This window comes from Campylobacter sp. CFSAN093224, assembly GCF_012897395.1.
GTDB lineage: Bacteria > Campylobacterota > Campylobacteria > Campylobacterales > Campylobacteraceae > Campylobacter_D > Campylobacter_D jejuni.
Window position 1 is genome coordinate 317799 of sequence record NZ_CP040607.1, and the last position, 15498, is coordinate 333296.

A 15498-nucleotide genomic window follows, 5' to 3' on the forward strand; every position below is an offset into this window, starting at 1 on the left:
TTTTTTCTTTAATATTATTTTAATTTATTTTTTTTAAAAAAGGTTTATTATGTTTGTTAAAAATGTAAATTTTTATTATAGACAAATCCTTGAAAAATTTGAAAATTCTTATTTTGCAGAGGATTTGACCAAGGTAATTATAGGGATTGATTGTGATTATTTAGATGCTAATGAATTATCCTTTAGCGAGTTTAAGGCAAAATATTATGAAGCTTTAAGCAAGAATAAAATTTGCGACTTTGCTGGATTTTTTGGAGTTTTTAGTGCAAATTTTGTATCTTTGTTTGAAAAAATTCCACTTTCTTCTAAGAAAAATTATGATTTTCCTTTATTTTTATTTGCCAATGCTAAAGCTTATTTGATTTATGAGAAAAATAGCAAGATGTTTTTTAAATTTGGTGCTTCAAAATATTTTGAATATTTAAAAGATGATATTAAACCAATGAAAAAGAAACAAAAAAATGATTTTGAAATTTTAAATTCTTTAGAAGATGAAAAAAATGATTTTTTAAAAATGTGCGAAAAAGCCAAAGAATATCTTTTAAGTGGAGATATTTTTCAAGTGGTCTTAAGTAAGCAACTTTGTATCAAACATCAAGTAAATGCTTTTGATTATTATGAGAGTTTAAGTGCTTTAAATCCAAGCGCTTATATGTTTTATTTTCCAAGTAAATATGGTGTTGTTTTGGGTTCTTCTCCAGAGTTTTTATTGAAAATTAAAAAAAGAGAGATTTATTTAGCCCCTATTGCTGGAACTAGAAATTTGGAAAATAACTGTGATCTTTTAGCTTTAGAAAAAGATCTTTTAAGTGATGAAAAAGAACTTAGTGAACATAAGATGCTTGTAGATTTAGCAAGAAATGATGCTTCTAAATTTGGCACTCAAACAAGAGTGGAAAATCTTTTTTCTATTATTAAAAATAAATTTGTAATGCACATAGTGAGTGAAGTGTATGCCAATATGAAAGAAGATGCGAGTATTTTTGATGTGATTGAAGCAGTTTTTCCAGCGGGAACTTTAAGCGGAGCTCCTAAAATAAGAGCTTTAGAGATCACTAGCGAGCTTGAAGATTGCGATCGTGGAATTTATGGTGGTGCGGTAGGATTTTTAAATTTTAACGAAGACATAACTTTAGCGATTTTAATCCGTTGCGCTTTTTTTACTCAAGATAAGGCTTATTTGGCAAGTGGGGCGGGTATTGTTTTGCAAAGTGAGAGTCAAAAAGAATATGCAGAAATTTGTGCTAAACGCAAGGCACTTTTGGTAGCTTTTGAAAATTTAAAAAAGGAAAATCAATGATACTTTTAATTGATAATTATGATTCTTTTGTTTTTAATGTTAAAAGCATGTTAGAGCAACTCAGCAATGATGAAATTTTAGTAAGAAGAAATGATGCAATTTCTCTGAGTGAAATTAAAAATTTAAATCCTACTCATATTATTTTAAGTCCTGGTCCAAAGCATCCAAGTCAAAGTGGGATTTGTCTTGGAATTTTTAAAGCAAGGCTTAATATCCCTGTTTTGGGCATTTGCTTAGGACATCAAGCTTTAGCTTTAGCTTTTGATTCTTTAGTGGTTAAGATGCAAGAGCCTATGCATGCAAAAAATTCTTTGATAAAACAATGCAAGGAAAATGAATTATTTTCTAATTTACCTTCAAATTTTAGTGTAATGCGTTATCATTCTTTAGAGGTTAAACAGCTTGGCGATGAGCTTGAAATTTTAGCCCTTGATGAAAAGGGTGTGATTATGGCTTTGGGGCATAAAAATTTACCTTATTATGGTGTGCAATTTCACCCTGAAAGCTATTTTAGTGAATATGGCTTACAACTTTTTTCTAATTTTTTAAAACAAGATATAAAAAAACCACAAAAACAAGAAAATCCTTTAAGTTTTTATTTGCAAAAAATGAGTGAAAATCATTTTTTACAAAGCGATGATTTTGAGCAAATTTGTAAGATTATTATGTCTAAAGATTATGAAATTTTACAAGTAGCGGCTTTGTTGATTTTAATCACTGAAAAGTCTTTAAACGAAAAATCTTTAAGTGCTTTTGTAAGACAAATTTTAAGATATTCTCAAACTTTTAGTGATGAGAGTGAGATGATTGATATTTGTGGAACAGGTGGAGATGGTTTTAAAAGTATCAATGTTTCTACGACTAGTGCTTTTATTTTAGCAGCTTTAGGAGTAAAAGTAGCCAAACACGGAAATCGTGCCATTTCAAGTTCTAGCGGAAGTACAGATGTGTTAGAAGCTTTAAATATAACTACTCCAAACACTTTAGAATCAGTTTTAAAACAACTAAATAATCAAGGGCTTAGTTTTTTACATGCTCCATTTTTTCATCCTTTAGTAGGAGAACTTAAAGAGATCAGATCAAGACTTGGAGTAAGAACGGTTTTTAATGTTTTAGGTCCTTTATTGCACCCTAATTTAAAGTTAAAATATCAACTTATGGGAAATTATCACGCACCTGTGCATAGGCTTTTGATAGAGGTTTTAAAAAATTTAGGACGCAAAAAAGCTTTAGTGGTAAGAGGAAATGATGGTATGGATGAGCTTAGTATTTGCGATGAAAGTAAAATTTATGAGCTTTGTGAAGGAGAAATTTTAGAGTATTCTATCTGTCCTGAACAATTTGGTTTTAAAAGAGCTTTTCATAGTGAAATCATAGGATCTAGTGCATATGACAACGCTAAAGATTTAAAAGATATTTTAAGCGGTAGAATGCAAGGGGCAAAATTTGATTTGGTAGTTTTAAATGCTATGTTTGCACTTTATACAGCCAATAAAGCAAGTTCGCCTTTAGTGGCTAAAGATATGATTTTAGAAGCCATTTATTCAGGTAAGGTTATAGAATATTTTAAGGAGTATCAAGCTTATGCTAAAGCTTAAAATTTGTGGTATTAAAGATGAAAAAAATGCCAAAGATTTAGCTTTTTTAAATATTGATTTTTTTGGACTTATTTTTGCTAAAAGTCCAAGAAGAGTGAGTTTAGAACAAGCAAGAAATTTAAGTGCAATTTTTCATGAAAAAGATAAAAAAGTTGTCGGTGTTTTTGTAGATGAAAATTTGGAACAAATTTTAAGATGTATTAAAGAAGCTAAGCTTGATGGGATACAAATTTATCGCACTATTACCAAAGAAGAATTTGAAATTTTAAAGGTGCAAAATGTTTTTGTTTGGCAGGTGATTAGTGTGGAAAATAGTTTAGATTTAAAAAGTGAAATTTTTGCTAATTTAGTACTTTTTGATGCTAAGGGAATTTTAAAGGGCGGTAATGGAATAAGTTTTGATTGGACTTTATTAGGTTCTTATACTAAAGATTTTATATTAGCCGGAGGCATAGGTTTGGATAATGTTCATAAGGCTGTAAAAACGGGAGCTAAAATTTTAGATCTTAATTCAAAACTTGAAGATGAAAAAGGCTTAAAAGATATCAACAAAATAAAACAAATTTTAAAGGAGTTGAAAAAATGAAAAAAGCGTATTATGGGGATTTTGGTGGGCAGTTTTTGCCTGAAAGTGCAATGTTTGCTTTAAATGAGCTAGAAGGTGCTTTTTTGAAATTTTCTAAAGATAAACTCTTTAAAAAAGAATTAAACGAGCTTTTAAAAACTTATGTAGGGCGTCCTACTCCACTTTATTTTGCTAGAAATTTAAGCAAAAAATATCAGCATGAAATTTATTTAAAACGCGAGGATTTAAATCATACCGGAGCACATAAAATCAATAATGCCATCGCTCAAGCCCTTTTAGCAAAAAAAATGGGAAAGAAAAAAATCATAGCAGAAACAGGAGCAGGTCAACACGGGCTTGCAACAGCCACTGCAGCAGCACTTTTAGGACTTGAATGTGAAATTTATATGGGGGCAACCGATGTGCAAAGACAGGCTTTAAATGTTTATAAAATGGAGCTTTTGGGTGCTAAAATTCATGCAGTACAAAGTGGGCTTAAAACTCTAAAAGAAGCTACTACTGCGGCTATTCAAGCTTGGGTTGGAGATATTAAAAATATTTTTTATGTGGTTGGAAGTGCGGTAGGTCCTTATCCTTATCCTAAAATGGTAATGCATTTTCAAAGTATTATAGGAAAAGAATGCAAAATGCAACTTCAAAAACTCAATAAAAAAGTAGATTATATTATCGCAGCTGTTGGGGGTGGAAGCAATGCAGCTGGGATTTTTTATGATTTTATCAAAGATGAAAATGTTAAACTTATAGGTATTGAAGCAGGGGGGCTTGGCATTGATACGCCTTATCATGCAGCGACTTTAAATAAGGGAAAAACAGGCATTATTCACGGTATGAAAACCAAGGTTTTACAAGATGATTTAGGCAATATCTTGCCTGTACATAGTGTTTCTGCAGGGCTTGATTATCCAGGAATTGGTCCTTTGCATGCTTTTTTATTTGAAAGCAAAAGAGCGCAATATCATGCTATAAGTGATGAAGAATGTATGCAGGCTTTAAAATTACTTTGTAAAGAAGAAGGTATTATTGCAGCGATTGAAAGTTCGCATGCTTTGGCATTTTTAGAAAAACTTTGTCCAACTTTAAAAAAGAAAAGCGTGATAGTAGTAAATCTTTCAGGCAGGGGAGATAAAGATATGCAAATGATTAGAGATTATAAAAAAGGGGTGATTTATGGTTGATTTTAGAAAATTTTATAAAGAAAATGCAAATGTGGCTTATACGGTTTTAGGTTATCCAAATCTTCAAACAAGTGAAGCTTTTTTGCAAAGATTGGATCAAAGCCCTATTGATATTTTAGAACTTGGTGTTGCTTATAGTGATCCTATTGCCGATGGTGAGATTATTGCAGATGCGGCAAAAATAGCTCTTGATCAAGGCGTGGATATTCATAGTGTTTTTGAGCTTTTAGCTAGGATAAAAACTAAAAAAGCTTTGGTTTTTATGGTTTATTATAATTTAATTTTTTCTTATGGCTTGGAAAAATTTGTGAAAAAAGCAAAATCTTTAGGGATTTGTGCTTTGATTGTGCCTGAATTGAGTTTTGAAGAAAGTGATGATTTAATTAAAGAGTGTGAAAGATATAATATAGCTTTAATTACACTTGTAAGTGTTACAACCCCTAAAGAAAGGGTTAAAAAGTTAGTAAAACATGCTAAAGGTTTTATTTATTTATTAGCAAGCATAGGTATTACAGGTACGAAAAGTGTCGAAGAAGCAATCTTACAAGATAAAGTAAAAGAAATCAGATCTTTTACAAATTTGCCTATTTTTGTAGGCTTTGGCATTCAAAATAATCAAGATGTAAAAAGAATGAGAAAAGTTGCTGACGGAGTGATTGTGGGAACTAGCATAGTAAAGTGTTTTAAACAAGGAAATTTGGATATAATAATGAAAGATATTGAAGAAATTTTCAAAAAATAAAATTTTAAAACATATTTTTATTTTATATTTACTATAATTTTAAATTAAGTTTTTTATAAAGGTGGTAGTTATGTTAAAGATTCTTGAGTATTCCATCACTCATTTTTGCGAGCATATCTTAAGACTTCGCATTGAAGCAGCTCAAGATATAAGCGGTGAACTTTATGGAGCGAGTATTCCTATCATGGGCAAAAGCGAAGGAGAATGTAATTTTTATTTATTTTTTCCAAAAGAATTTTTAAAAAAAATTGCAGAAATTTTAATTAATGATGAAAAATTTAAAGAAGATGACTGGTGCGATTTAACTAAAGAATGTGCCAATCAGATTATAGGTTATGCTAAAAATTTGTTAAATGATGCCAAGGGTGATGACGAGTATAAACTCGGAATTCCGGAATATTTAGGAAAAGTTGATTTTTCTGAAATAGTTCTAGATGAAGCTTTAACTTATAAATTTGAAAATTGTTATTTTAGAATAGGATATTGCAAATAATGAGCGATGATATAGAGTTTAGCATTCATCATGGGCTTTTACAATCTTATGAAGATATCTTAGATATTACAGTAGATTTTGTAAGCGAGCTTGGAACTACAAATATGAGTGTAGCGGAGCTTTTAAAACTTGAAGTAGGTTCGGTGATTGATCTTGAAAAGCCTGCTGGAGAAAGCGTTGAGCTTTATATCAATAAAAGAATTTTTGGCAAAGGCGAGGTTATGGTTTATGAAAAAAATCTCGCTATAAGAATTAATGAAATTTTGGATTCTAAGACTGTGCTTCAATACTTTAAAAAAGAAATTTAAATGAGATTGCTAGTATTATTTTTTTTAATTTTACCTTTATATAGTGTTGAGCTGATTAGTTTTAATATCTACGATAGAAATGATCGAGTAGATTTAATGCTTTCTTTTGATAATGCCTATAATGGCAAGATTTCTCAAAAAAAAGAAAAAAATTTAACTCTTTTAACTTTTAGTGATTTAACGTATTCTAAAGATGAATTAAAAGAACTTAACTCTCAACTTGTAGATAAAATTAGTATTAGTTCTAAAAATAATAATACCTATATTATGCTACAAAACAAACAAAATATTAATTTAGAACTTAGCTCTATCAATGATAAATTTGGAGTAAGGATACGAGCTATAGAGCAAGGAAAAGCAAATATCGAATCTGTACCTACAACTACTGTGAATAATTCTCAAGAATTAATGCCTAAACCAAAAAGTACAAGTTTAGAAGGGTATGATTATACAAATTATATCTTAGTAATGCTAATTTTAGTTATTTTGTTAATAGTGCTTTGGTGGTTTAAAAAGACTATGGTTTATAAAAATAACAATGTTTCTAGAGATTTTACTATGATTTTCCAAAGATTTTTAGATAAAAATAATCAACTTGTTATTTTTGATCACGCTAATAAACGTTATACAATGATAATAGGTAATTCCAATGTGCTTTTAGAAAGTGTTGAAATTCCAGAGGAACAAACAATAAAACATACAGAAAAAACAGAGAAAAATTTTGATTCTTTTTTTGAAGAGAATAAAAAAAGAATTCAAAATCTTATAGAGCAGCGTCAAAAAGGTAAAAAATCTTAAATTTTTTGATTGATTGCTAATGCTATGGTAGCTGGTTTTGCAATTTTTTTGAGCTCATCTTTGGGTAAATTAAGAATTTTGTTTTCTTGATATATATAAAGAGTATTGTTTGCAAAAGCAAAATCAATCTTATCTTCATTTGTGCTTAAAGTTTTAGCTAAGCACAAAATAAAATTAAGCCATGAAATGGTATGAATATTGGGTAAAAGTTGTTTATAGGGTTCAAGATTATAAGGATTAACTTTTTTTCCATTAAGCTTAATAATACTAGCAATTAAAGCTTTTTCTTTATGCGAAAATCCATAATTTAATCCACCTAGTACAAAATGAGCAGAGTGTTCATTAGCAAAATAGAAATTTAAATATTCTCCAATATGGCATAATTTGGCAGCATTTAGTAAAGTATGCTTATAGTTATCGTTAAGTTTATGAAGATTTTTAAGGGTTGTAAAAATTTGCAGAGCAAAATGTGGAGTTTTATTTTTTTGTTTTGATTGTAAAAATTTATCTTGCAAACATTTTAAACTGGGATTGAAATTTGGTGGAAATGTGATTTTAGGACGAAGTAAATCTTGCAAATAAACTCCTTCTCTGATTCCAACCCCACTCGTGATAACTTGTTTGGCTTTTATTTTTTCCGCAATCTTTAAAAAAATAAATATACCCTCTTTAATGGTATCAAAACGATCCTTTTTTATGCCAAAATTGATTAAAGAGTCTAAGTTTGAATTAAAAATTTTTAAAATATGTCCTTTTTCTTCATCTAGCATATAGCGAAAATCATGTAAATTTTTCAGTGGATAGGAATTTTTTTGCATGATGGAATTAGATATTGCTCTTAAGCTTCCACCTATTGCAATAAGGTTTTGATTGTAAAATTCTTTAGGAATTTGTTCTAAAATTGGTTTTATAAATTCTTCTAAAGAATCCATTTTTCCAGTATCATAGAACAATTCTTTTAGCCTAACAGTGCCAATATCAAGAGATATGCAAGAAATAATTCTATTATTTTTTATTAAACACAATTCACTAGAACCACCACCTATGTCTAAAGTGGTTCCATCCTTAAAAGGACTTAATAAATTTAGAGCTGCAAGACCACCTAAGTAACTTTCGCTTTTTCCATCTATACAGCGTATATTTAAAGACAGATTATCTTTGATTCTTTTAATGAAATTTTTTGAATTTGGGGCATCTCTTAAGGCTGATGTGCCTACTATAAATATTTTTTTGCACTTATGCTTTAAAGCGCATTGTTTGAAAAAAGCTAAGGCATCTTCGGCTCTTTGCATGGCTTCTTCTTGGAGAATTTTGCCATTATTATAAGCATTTTCTCCAAGTCTTACTTTGCGTTTGTATTCGCAAGTTGTATAAAAACCATATCTAGAAGTTTTTTCAAAAATCACCATTCTAATGGAGTTTGAGCCAAGATCAACAACGGCTGTTTTTTTTGCCATTAAAATTCTCTATCTCTATGTTTGAGTTTTAATTCTTCTATAGTTTCTACATTATCAGGATCAGGAATGATACATTCATATGGGCAAGCAACAATACAGGCAGGCTCTGAAAAATCATTAACGCACTCTGAACAAAGATCAGGGTCTATTACATAAATTGGACTATTTTCATAAATAGCTTCATCAGGACATTCTTCTCTGCAAGCATCACAACATACGCAGTCTTTTGTAATTAAAAGAGACATCATAACCTTTCAAAAATTTAAAAAATAATTTTAGTTTATACAATAACCAAACTTAAATAAAATATAAAAATAGAAATAAAGATAAATTTTTTGCACCGAAGGTGCAAAATTGTTAAGATTTTTTAGGGAAGCAGAAACGGTATCCTCTACGACGAACTGTTTCTATGGTAGATATATTTAATGGTTTATCCATTTTTTGACGAATTTGATTGATAGCTACTTCGATAACATTTGGAGTTACTAGCTCAGGTTCTTCCCAGATGGCATCTAAAAGTTGTTCTTTGGATACAATTTGATCCGAATGTCTTGCTAAGTGCGTTAAAACTTCAAAAGGTTTTCCTTTAAGTTCTATATCTTGATCTTTATAAGTAATTTTTTCCTCATCTGGATCAATAACTAAGTCTTCAATTTTAATAACATTGGTTCCGCCAAGTCTTAGTCTTGCTTCAATTCTTGCGAGTAGAATATCAAAATCTAAAGGTTTTGCAACAAAATCATCAGCTCCAGCTTTCAAAGCTTTGATTTCTGTTTCTTTGTCTGTTTTTGAAGACATAATCATAACTGAAGTTCTTGGAGATTTATGCTTAATAGTGTTAACAAGTTCCGCTCCATCTCCATCAGGTAAAGTCCAGTTTGCTAAAACTAAATCATAATGTCTAATGCCGATAAAGTATTCTCCATCTTTAAAATTTTCAGAAGAATCAGTTTGATAACCAAATTCATTAAGATTGTCTATAATTGTTTTATTTAGGCTAATCTCATCTTCTATAACTAAAATTCTCATTTGTTCTATCCTTATTAAGAAAAATTTAAAGAATTATATCATAGCTTAAGTAAATGTTTAGATATCTTTAAAAAAAAATTAATATTTTTTTTTCAATTTAACCCCAACTGTAGCATTTTTTATTATATGGGGTTTGAAAATTTTTATGTTAAGATTGGTTAAATTAGGAAAATCTTTTTTTAAATTTAAGCTTACAAAGTCTAAAGACTCTTCAAGGGTGTAAAATTCTTCTTTTTTATACCATGTTTTAATTTTGGTAATTACTTCTGCATAATTTAAAAATTCATTTGCTTTAGCTTTAAGCTTGATAATAATTTTTTGTTTTTTCCTTCTTTCGAAATCTAATATACCAATGATACACTTAAAGTGAAATTTTATTTTTATATGACTTTGCATTCTTCTTTAAAAATCAATCTTTTAATATTAGGTAGATGTTTATATACTATAATAAAAGCGATAATGAAAACGGGTGCATGTGTATGAATTTCTAAGTCATAATTAAATATAAAAGAACTTACAACAAAAGCAAGTAACGCTGCTAAAGAAGCTAACGAAGATATTTTAAAAATTTTTCCTATAACTACCCATACAATAAATGCTGTAAGCACTTCCAATGGAAGCAAAACTATCATAGCACCTGCTCCTGTTGCTATGCCTTTCCCTCCTTCAAATAACAAGTAAATTGAAAAACAGTGTCCCAAAATAGCCAAAACTGCCACGCTCCAAAGCAAAGCTTGATCATAATGAAGAAATTTCAAGGTTAATAAAGGAATAGCTGCTTTTGCAAAATCTAAAATTATTGTAGCAATGGCAAGTTTTTTTGCTAGTTTGGGATTTTTTTCTTTTACTACTCTTAAAACATTGGTTGCTCCTATACTTTTTGAACCTTCTTTTTTGATATCAGTTTTAGCAAAAAATTTAGCTAGGATTAGCCCAAAAGGGATTGAACCTAAAAGATATATAAAAGCGTAAATTATTAAATTTTCCATAATATCCTTTTCAAATCATCTTAAAATTTTAAGATTTATAACTAAAAATTATATCTTATGAAAATAAATAAACAAAAATAATTTTTATAGGATAAAAATAGTATTAATTAATTGTAAATATTTTTTAATAATATTTATCTTTATTTAAGCTCTAAATAATTATTATTTTATTTTAATTTATCTTTAATAGGAGTTTATAAATGAAAGTAAAAGCATTGCTAATCGCATCCTTAGTTGCTTTTTCAAGCTTAAATGCTGCAAGTCTTATAGATGAAGCTAAAAATTCAGGTCTTGTTGCCTTGCCAAAAGATCAAAAAGGTGTTGATGAAATTTTAAAACAAAATGGAGTAAAGGCTAGTGAATTTACTCTTGAAAAAGCAGAGCTTGGCAAAAAGCTTTATTTTGAACCACGCCTTTCAAAAAGTGGTATCATTTCTTGTAATACCTGTCACAATGTAGGACTTGGTGGAACAGATGGGGTTAGTACTGCAATAGGTCATAAATGGACAGCAAATCCCCATCATTTAAATTCACCAACAGTTTATAATGCGGTTTTAAATAATACTCAATTTTGGGATGGTCGTGCAGGAACATTAGCCGATCAAGCTAAAGGTCCAATCCAAGCTGATCCTGAAATGGCAACTCCTGCTAAACTCGCAGTAGAAAAAATTTCATCATTGCCTGAATATGTGAGTGAGTTTAAAAAAATCTATGGTAAAAGTGGTGTAAATTTTGACAATATTGCTGATGCAATTGCAAATTTTGAAAGAACCTTGATCACTCCATCTCGTTTTGATAAATTTTTAGAAGGCGATGAAAAAGCTTTAATAAAAGAAGAGCAAAAAGGCTTAAAGCTTTTTATAGACAAGGGTTGTGTAGCTTGTCATAATGGTGTGAATTTAGGTGGCAATATGCAAGCGTTTGAAGTTGCTGGTAAATATAAATTTGCAAATTTAGGTGATTTTAAAGGTGATGCAAATGGCATGGTAAAAACTCCAACTTTAAGAAATGTTGCTGAAACTGCTCCATATTTTCATAATGGCGCTATTTGGAATCTAAAAGATGCTATTAAGGAAATGGGTAGTGTGCAACTTGGCATTAAAATTTCTGATAAAGAAGCAAAAAGTATTGAAACTTTCTTAAAATCCTTAACAGGAACAAAACCAGCAATTGTTTATCCACAACTTCCTATTTCTACTGAAAAAACTCCTAAACCTGAACTATAAGGTTCCAAACAAGCTCTATTTTTAGAGCTTGTTTAAATTTCTTTATCTTAGCTTTGTTATAATTGTCTTTAAATTTTGCTAGAAAGGTTTGCAATGAGACTTTTTGGAACTGATGGAGTTCGTGGAAAAGCGGGTGAATTTTTAGATAGTTTTTTGGCTATGCGTTTAGCAATGGCTGCGGGTATTTATTTTAAAGATAAAAGTATTACTAATAATATCTTAGTAGGAAAAGATACAAGAAGAAGTGGCTATATGATAGAAAATGCTATTGTTTCAGGGCTTACTTCTATAGGATATAATGTTATACAAATTGGTCCTATGCCAACTCCTGCGATTGCATTCTTAACTGAAGATATGCGTTGTGACGCAGGGATTATGATTTCAGCTTCTCACAATCCTTATTATGATAACGGTATTAAATTTTTTGATGCTCATGGAAATAAACTCAGTGAAGATATAGAGAAAAAAATAGAAGAAATTTATTTTGATGATAAGCTTATACAAGCCTCTAAGGTAGATATGGAAAAAATTGGTCAAGCAAAAAGAATTGATGATGTTATAGGAAGATATATTGTTTCTATTAAAAATTCTTTTCCAAAAGATCTTACTTTAAAGTCTTTGCGTGTTGTTTTAGATGTGGCTCATGGGGCAGCTTATAAGGTAGCACCTACTGTTTTTAAGGAATTAGGCGCTGAAGTTATAGTAATGAGTGATAAACCTAATGGACTTAATATCAATGAAAATTGTGGAGCTTTGCATCCTGTAAACTTAGCTGCTGAGGTAAAGCGTTTGCGTGCAGATGTGGGCTTTGCTTTTGATGGTGATGCAGATCGTTTGGTGGTTGTAGATGAAAAAGGCGAAGTGGCTAATGGGGATAGTTTATTGGGCGTATTGGCACTTTATCTTAAAGAACAAGGTAAATTACAATCAAGTGTTGTGGCTACTATAATGAGTAATGGTGCTTTAAAAGAGTTTTTAAATAAACATGGTATAGAACTTGATACTTGTAATGTTGGCGATAAATATGTGCTTGAAAAACTAAAAGCCAATGGTGGAAATTTTGGTGGAGAACAAAGTGGGCATATTATTTTTAGCGATTATGCAAAAACTGGAGATGGTTTGATAGCTGCCTTGCAATTTAGTGCTTTAATGCTTTCTAAGAAAAAATCTGCAAGTTCTATTTTGGGTCAAGTTAAACCTTATCCTCAGCTTTTAATCAATCTTAAAATTGCAGAAAAAAAAGATTTAGATAAAATTAAAGGTTTAAAAGAATTAAAAAAAGATTTAGAAAATAAAAATATTAATACCTTATTTCGCTATTCTGGAACAGAAAATTTGATAAGACTTTTACTAGAAGCCAGAGATATTAAGCTCTTAGAAAAAGAAATGAAAAATGTTGTGGAGTTTTTTAAGAAAGCTTTAAATGGCTAAAACTTTTAAATTTATTTTTTATTTTTGGGGTGCCTTTGTTTTGGTTTTTGCCCTTGATCAATGGGTAAAATCCTTAACTTTAGCAGGATTTAGATGGCAGAGTGAATACCTAGATTTAACTTATGCTCTAAATACAGGCGTAGCTTTTTCAATGTTGAGTTTTTTAGAACATAATTTAAAATATTTACATCTTGCTTTAATTGGCGTGCTTTTTATTTATCTTTTTTGGCAAAGAACACTTTTAAAAACTCATAGCATAGCTTTTGGAATGATGCTTGGTGCCGGCGTTTCAAATTTATTGGATCGTTTTATACATGGAGGTGTAGTGGATATGTTTTTTTGGCATAAATGGTTTAATTTTGCTATTTTTAATGTTGCAGATGTCATGATAAATATAAGTGTGGCTTTGATTTTAATACAAGAAATATTTAAAAAAAGGAAAAAAGATGACAGAATGGATTAATGATTATTATTTTTGGATTAAATGGGTGCATTATTTGGCATTTGTTTCTTGGATGGCGGGTCTTTTTTATTTACCTCGTCTTTTTGTGTATCATGCTGAACATAAAGACAATAAAGGTTTTGTCGAGGTTGTAAAAATTCAAGAAAGAAAGCTTTATTATTATATACAAACTCCTGCAATGATTGTGACTTTAATCACAGGAAGTTTAATGTTGCATGCTCATAAGGAAGTTTTAATGGTAGGTGCGGGTTTTATGCATGTTAAACTTACCTGTGTTACACTTTTGATTATTTTTCATATACATAATTATTATTGTTTAAAAGCTTTAGCAAATGATACTTCTACTAAAAGTGGAAAATATTTTAGAATTTATAATGAATTTCCAACTATAATGTTTATTATCATCGCTTTAATGATGGTTGTTCGTCCCTTTTAGTTTGTCTCCGCTTTAAATTCCATACTAGCGGAGTTAAGCGGATCAATATTTTCTTTCATGATATCGATATAATCTTTATTTTTAAGACGCTTATCATCTCTAAATACTGCGCGCACAAGATCCATTCCTGTGTAAAAATCTTTCATTAAAACCACAAAAAGATATTGACCAAATTCAGTTGCGATTAAAGCATTTTGATCTTTTATGATGGCACCACTTGTTTTAAGTCCTAAAAGTTCTATGAAAAGTTCTTTTTCGAGATTGCAATTTAGAGTTTTATTAAATTTATCAATTTCTATTTTCCCTGAAAAAATTTCAGTTAAAAAGACATATTTGATAATTTCTTTTTTATCAAAACAAGCTTTGGCTATATTAGCATTTTGTTTTTCTTGTATAAATTTAGCATAATCATTTAGATTAAATGCATTGATTAAAAGCTCCCCATCTAAAAAGCTAAAAGCTCCGCTGCCTACTCCTAGGTATTCATGATGAGAACTAACATATTCGTCATTAAGCTTGTTTTTTTCTAAAGAAAAACTCCAACCATTGTTTTGGGTATAGTCTTTAAAAAATTCTCGTATGATTTGATAATAAGTAAATTCATTATCTTTAATGCTCACTCCTAGACTTTTAGCGATATTATCTTTGGTAAGATTTGATTTCATTAAAGGATAGGTTGTGATTTGTTGCGGGGCTAAATTTTTAGCAATTTCTAAGTCATTTAAAAGTTGTTTTTCGTTTTGTCCTGGAAGATTGAAAATAAGATCTATACTAAAAATAGGTAAAATTCCTAAAGCTTTTGAAATTTTTTCTTGAAGTTCTTTAGATGAACCAAATTTATTATATCTTGCCACTTTTTTCAAAGTTTCATCATCAAAACTTTGAATCCCGCAACTTAAACGATCAATTATACCTTTAAACATAGAAAGCTTATTTGGATCAATATGATTTGGATCGCTTTCGCATGAAATTTCTTTTATATTAAATAACTTTTTACAAAGTTCTAAGGTTTTTAATAATTCCTCTTCATCAATCAGTGTTGTACCACCACCCACATACATGGAGGTAAAATCAAAACCTTTATTTTTCATGATTTTAATTTCTTCTCTAAGATTTTGAAAATATACTTTGGCTAAATTTTCATCATAATAATATTTATGAAAGCTACAATAAGGACAAAAAGTATGGCAAAAAGGTACATGGGCATAAAGCATATAGCTTTTGTCTTGTTTTGGAATTTTTTCTTCGGGTTGTTTTAAAAGTTCGACATTGAAACCTTTTTGGAGGGATTTTTCCATCATAGTATGAGAGTATTTTAAAGCTAAATTTTGAAATAAATTCATAAGTGGCCTATATATTAAAATATTTAAGATATAACTTTATCAATTTTTAGCTAAAATAGGAGTAAATTTTTTATTTCTTAAATAAAAAATGGGATTAAGTTTTTAAATTATTTAAAAAGGATAT

Annotated in this window: 18 protein-coding genes; 12 read left to right on the forward strand and 6 right to left on the reverse strand. The window is 29.5% G+C overall.

The window, feature by feature from the left end; all coding sequences use genetic code 11:
• Positions 1-49 precede the first annotated feature (49 nt).
• The 8 genes from FBF11_RS01660 to FBF11_RS01695 all read left to right on the forward strand — a co-directional run bounded on the left by FBF11_RS01660 (position 50) and on the right by FBF11_RS01695 (position 7000).
• Positions 50-1300, forward strand: a complete 1251-nt coding sequence (locus tag FBF11_RS01660) for an anthranilate synthase component I family protein (protein WP_002868675.1) — start codon at positions 50-52, stop codon at positions 1298-1300.
• The gene (gene trpD, locus FBF11_RS01665; protein ID WP_100625350.1) at positions 1297-2898 is read left to right on the forward strand and encodes an anthranilate phosphoribosyltransferase; all 1602 of its coding nucleotides are present in this window, start codon (positions 1297-1299) and stop codon (positions 2896-2898) included. Before FBF11_RS01660 ends, trpD begins: the two co-directional genes overlap by 4 nt.
• Positions 2885-3484, forward strand: coding sequence for an N-(5'-phosphoribosyl)anthranilate isomerase (locus tag FBF11_RS01670; protein WP_002858740.1), 600 nt, complete (start codon positions 2885-2887; stop codon positions 3482-3484). The genes trpD and FBF11_RS01670 overlap by 14 nt, the downstream gene beginning before the upstream one ends.
• On the forward strand, positions 3481-4659 hold the full coding sequence (gene trpB / locus FBF11_RS01675; protein ID WP_002854204.1) for a tryptophan synthase subunit beta: 1179 nt from the start codon (positions 3481-3483) through the stop codon (positions 4657-4659). Before FBF11_RS01670 ends, trpB begins: the two co-directional genes overlap by 4 nt.
• On the forward strand, positions 4652-5401 hold the full coding sequence (trpA, locus tag FBF11_RS01680; RefSeq protein ID WP_002854645.1) for a tryptophan synthase subunit alpha: 750 nt from the start codon (positions 4652-4654) through the stop codon (positions 5399-5401). Before trpB ends, trpA begins: the two co-directional genes overlap by 8 nt.
• A gap of 70 nt (positions 5402-5471) precedes the next feature.
• A complete protein-coding gene (locus FBF11_RS01685) occupies positions 5472-5894 on the forward strand; it encodes a chemotaxis protein CheX (protein ID WP_002854524.1) in 423 nt (140 codons plus the stop codon).
• Positions 5894-6202 carry a flagellar motor switch protein FliN gene (gene fliN / locus FBF11_RS01690; RefSeq protein WP_002868677.1) on the forward strand — a complete coding sequence of 103 codons (309 nt, stop codon included), beginning with the start codon at positions 5894-5896 and terminating at the stop codon, positions 6200-6202. Before FBF11_RS01685 ends, fliN begins: the two co-directional genes overlap by 1 nt.
• Complete coding sequence (locus FBF11_RS01695) at positions 6203-7000, forward strand: hypothetical protein (RefSeq protein WP_002858691.1); 798 nt, start codon at positions 6203-6205, stop codon at positions 6998-7000. It begins immediately after the preceding gene.
• Here the strand turns inward: FBF11_RS01695 and FBF11_RS01700 are convergent.
• The 5 genes from FBF11_RS01700 to plsY form a co-directional block, all read right to left on the reverse strand.
• Positions 6997-8457 (reverse strand): Ppx/GppA phosphatase family protein, encoded by a 1461-nt coding sequence (locus tag FBF11_RS01700; RefSeq protein WP_002858654.1) that lies wholly within the window; start codon positions 8455-8457, stop codon positions 6997-6999. The two genes, FBF11_RS01695 and FBF11_RS01700, sit on opposite strands and share 4 nt — an antisense overlap.
• Positions 8457-8702: a YfhL family 4Fe-4S dicluster ferredoxin gene (locus tag FBF11_RS01705; RefSeq protein ID WP_002854647.1), complete on the reverse strand. Its 246-nt coding sequence runs from the start codon at positions 8700-8702 to the stop codon at positions 8457-8459. The genes FBF11_RS01700 and FBF11_RS01705 overlap by 1 nt, the downstream gene beginning before the upstream one ends.
• A 112-nt stretch (positions 8703-8814) precedes the next feature.
• Complete coding sequence (gene hsrA, locus FBF11_RS01710) at positions 8815-9486, reverse strand: homeostatic response regulator transcription factor HsrA (protein WP_002854696.1); 672 nt, start codon at positions 9484-9486, stop codon at positions 8815-8817.
• Between the two features lie 78 nt (positions 9487-9564).
• Positions 9565-9882, reverse strand: coding sequence for a dihydroneopterin aldolase (locus FBF11_RS01715; RefSeq protein ID WP_002854273.1), 318 nt, complete (start codon positions 9880-9882; stop codon positions 9565-9567).
• Positions 9867-10475 carry a glycerol-3-phosphate 1-O-acyltransferase PlsY gene (gene plsY, locus FBF11_RS01720; RefSeq protein ID WP_002854681.1) on the reverse strand — a complete coding sequence of 203 codons (609 nt, stop codon included), beginning with the start codon at positions 10473-10475 and terminating at the stop codon, positions 9867-9869. The genes FBF11_RS01715 and plsY overlap by 16 nt, the downstream gene beginning before the upstream one ends.
• Positions 10476-10675: 200 nt before the next feature.
• On the opposite strand from plsY, the gene FBF11_RS01725 reads away from it, so the two are divergent.
• The 4 genes from FBF11_RS01725 to hemJ all read left to right on the forward strand — a co-directional run bounded on the left by FBF11_RS01725 (position 10676) and on the right by hemJ (position 14031).
• Entirely contained in the window at positions 10676-11701 is a 1026-nt protein-coding gene (locus FBF11_RS01725; RefSeq protein WP_002868678.1) for a cytochrome-c peroxidase, read from the forward strand.
• Between the two features lie 93 nt (positions 11702-11794).
• Positions 11795-13132: a phosphoglucosamine mutase gene (gene glmM, locus FBF11_RS01730; protein WP_002854369.1), complete on the forward strand. Its 1338-nt coding sequence runs from the start codon at positions 11795-11797 to the stop codon at positions 13130-13132.
• The gene (gene lspA / locus FBF11_RS01735) at positions 13125-13595 is read left to right on the forward strand and encodes a signal peptidase II (protein ID WP_002858678.1); all 471 of its coding nucleotides are present in this window, start codon (positions 13125-13127) and stop codon (positions 13593-13595) included. Before glmM ends, lspA begins: the two co-directional genes overlap by 8 nt.
• Positions 13579-14031: a protoporphyrinogen oxidase HemJ gene (hemJ, locus tag FBF11_RS01740; protein WP_002854237.1), complete on the forward strand. Its 453-nt coding sequence runs from the start codon at positions 13579-13581 to the stop codon at positions 14029-14031. The genes lspA and hemJ overlap by 17 nt, the downstream gene beginning before the upstream one ends.
• On the opposite strand, the gene FBF11_RS01745 is transcribed toward hemJ, so the two are convergent.
• Complete coding sequence (locus FBF11_RS01745; protein WP_002851099.1) at positions 14028-15374, reverse strand: coproporphyrinogen III oxidase family protein; 1347 nt, start codon at positions 15372-15374, stop codon at positions 14028-14030. The genes hemJ and FBF11_RS01745 overlap by 4 nt on opposite strands.
• Between the last annotated feature and the right edge of the window lie 124 nt (positions 15375-15498).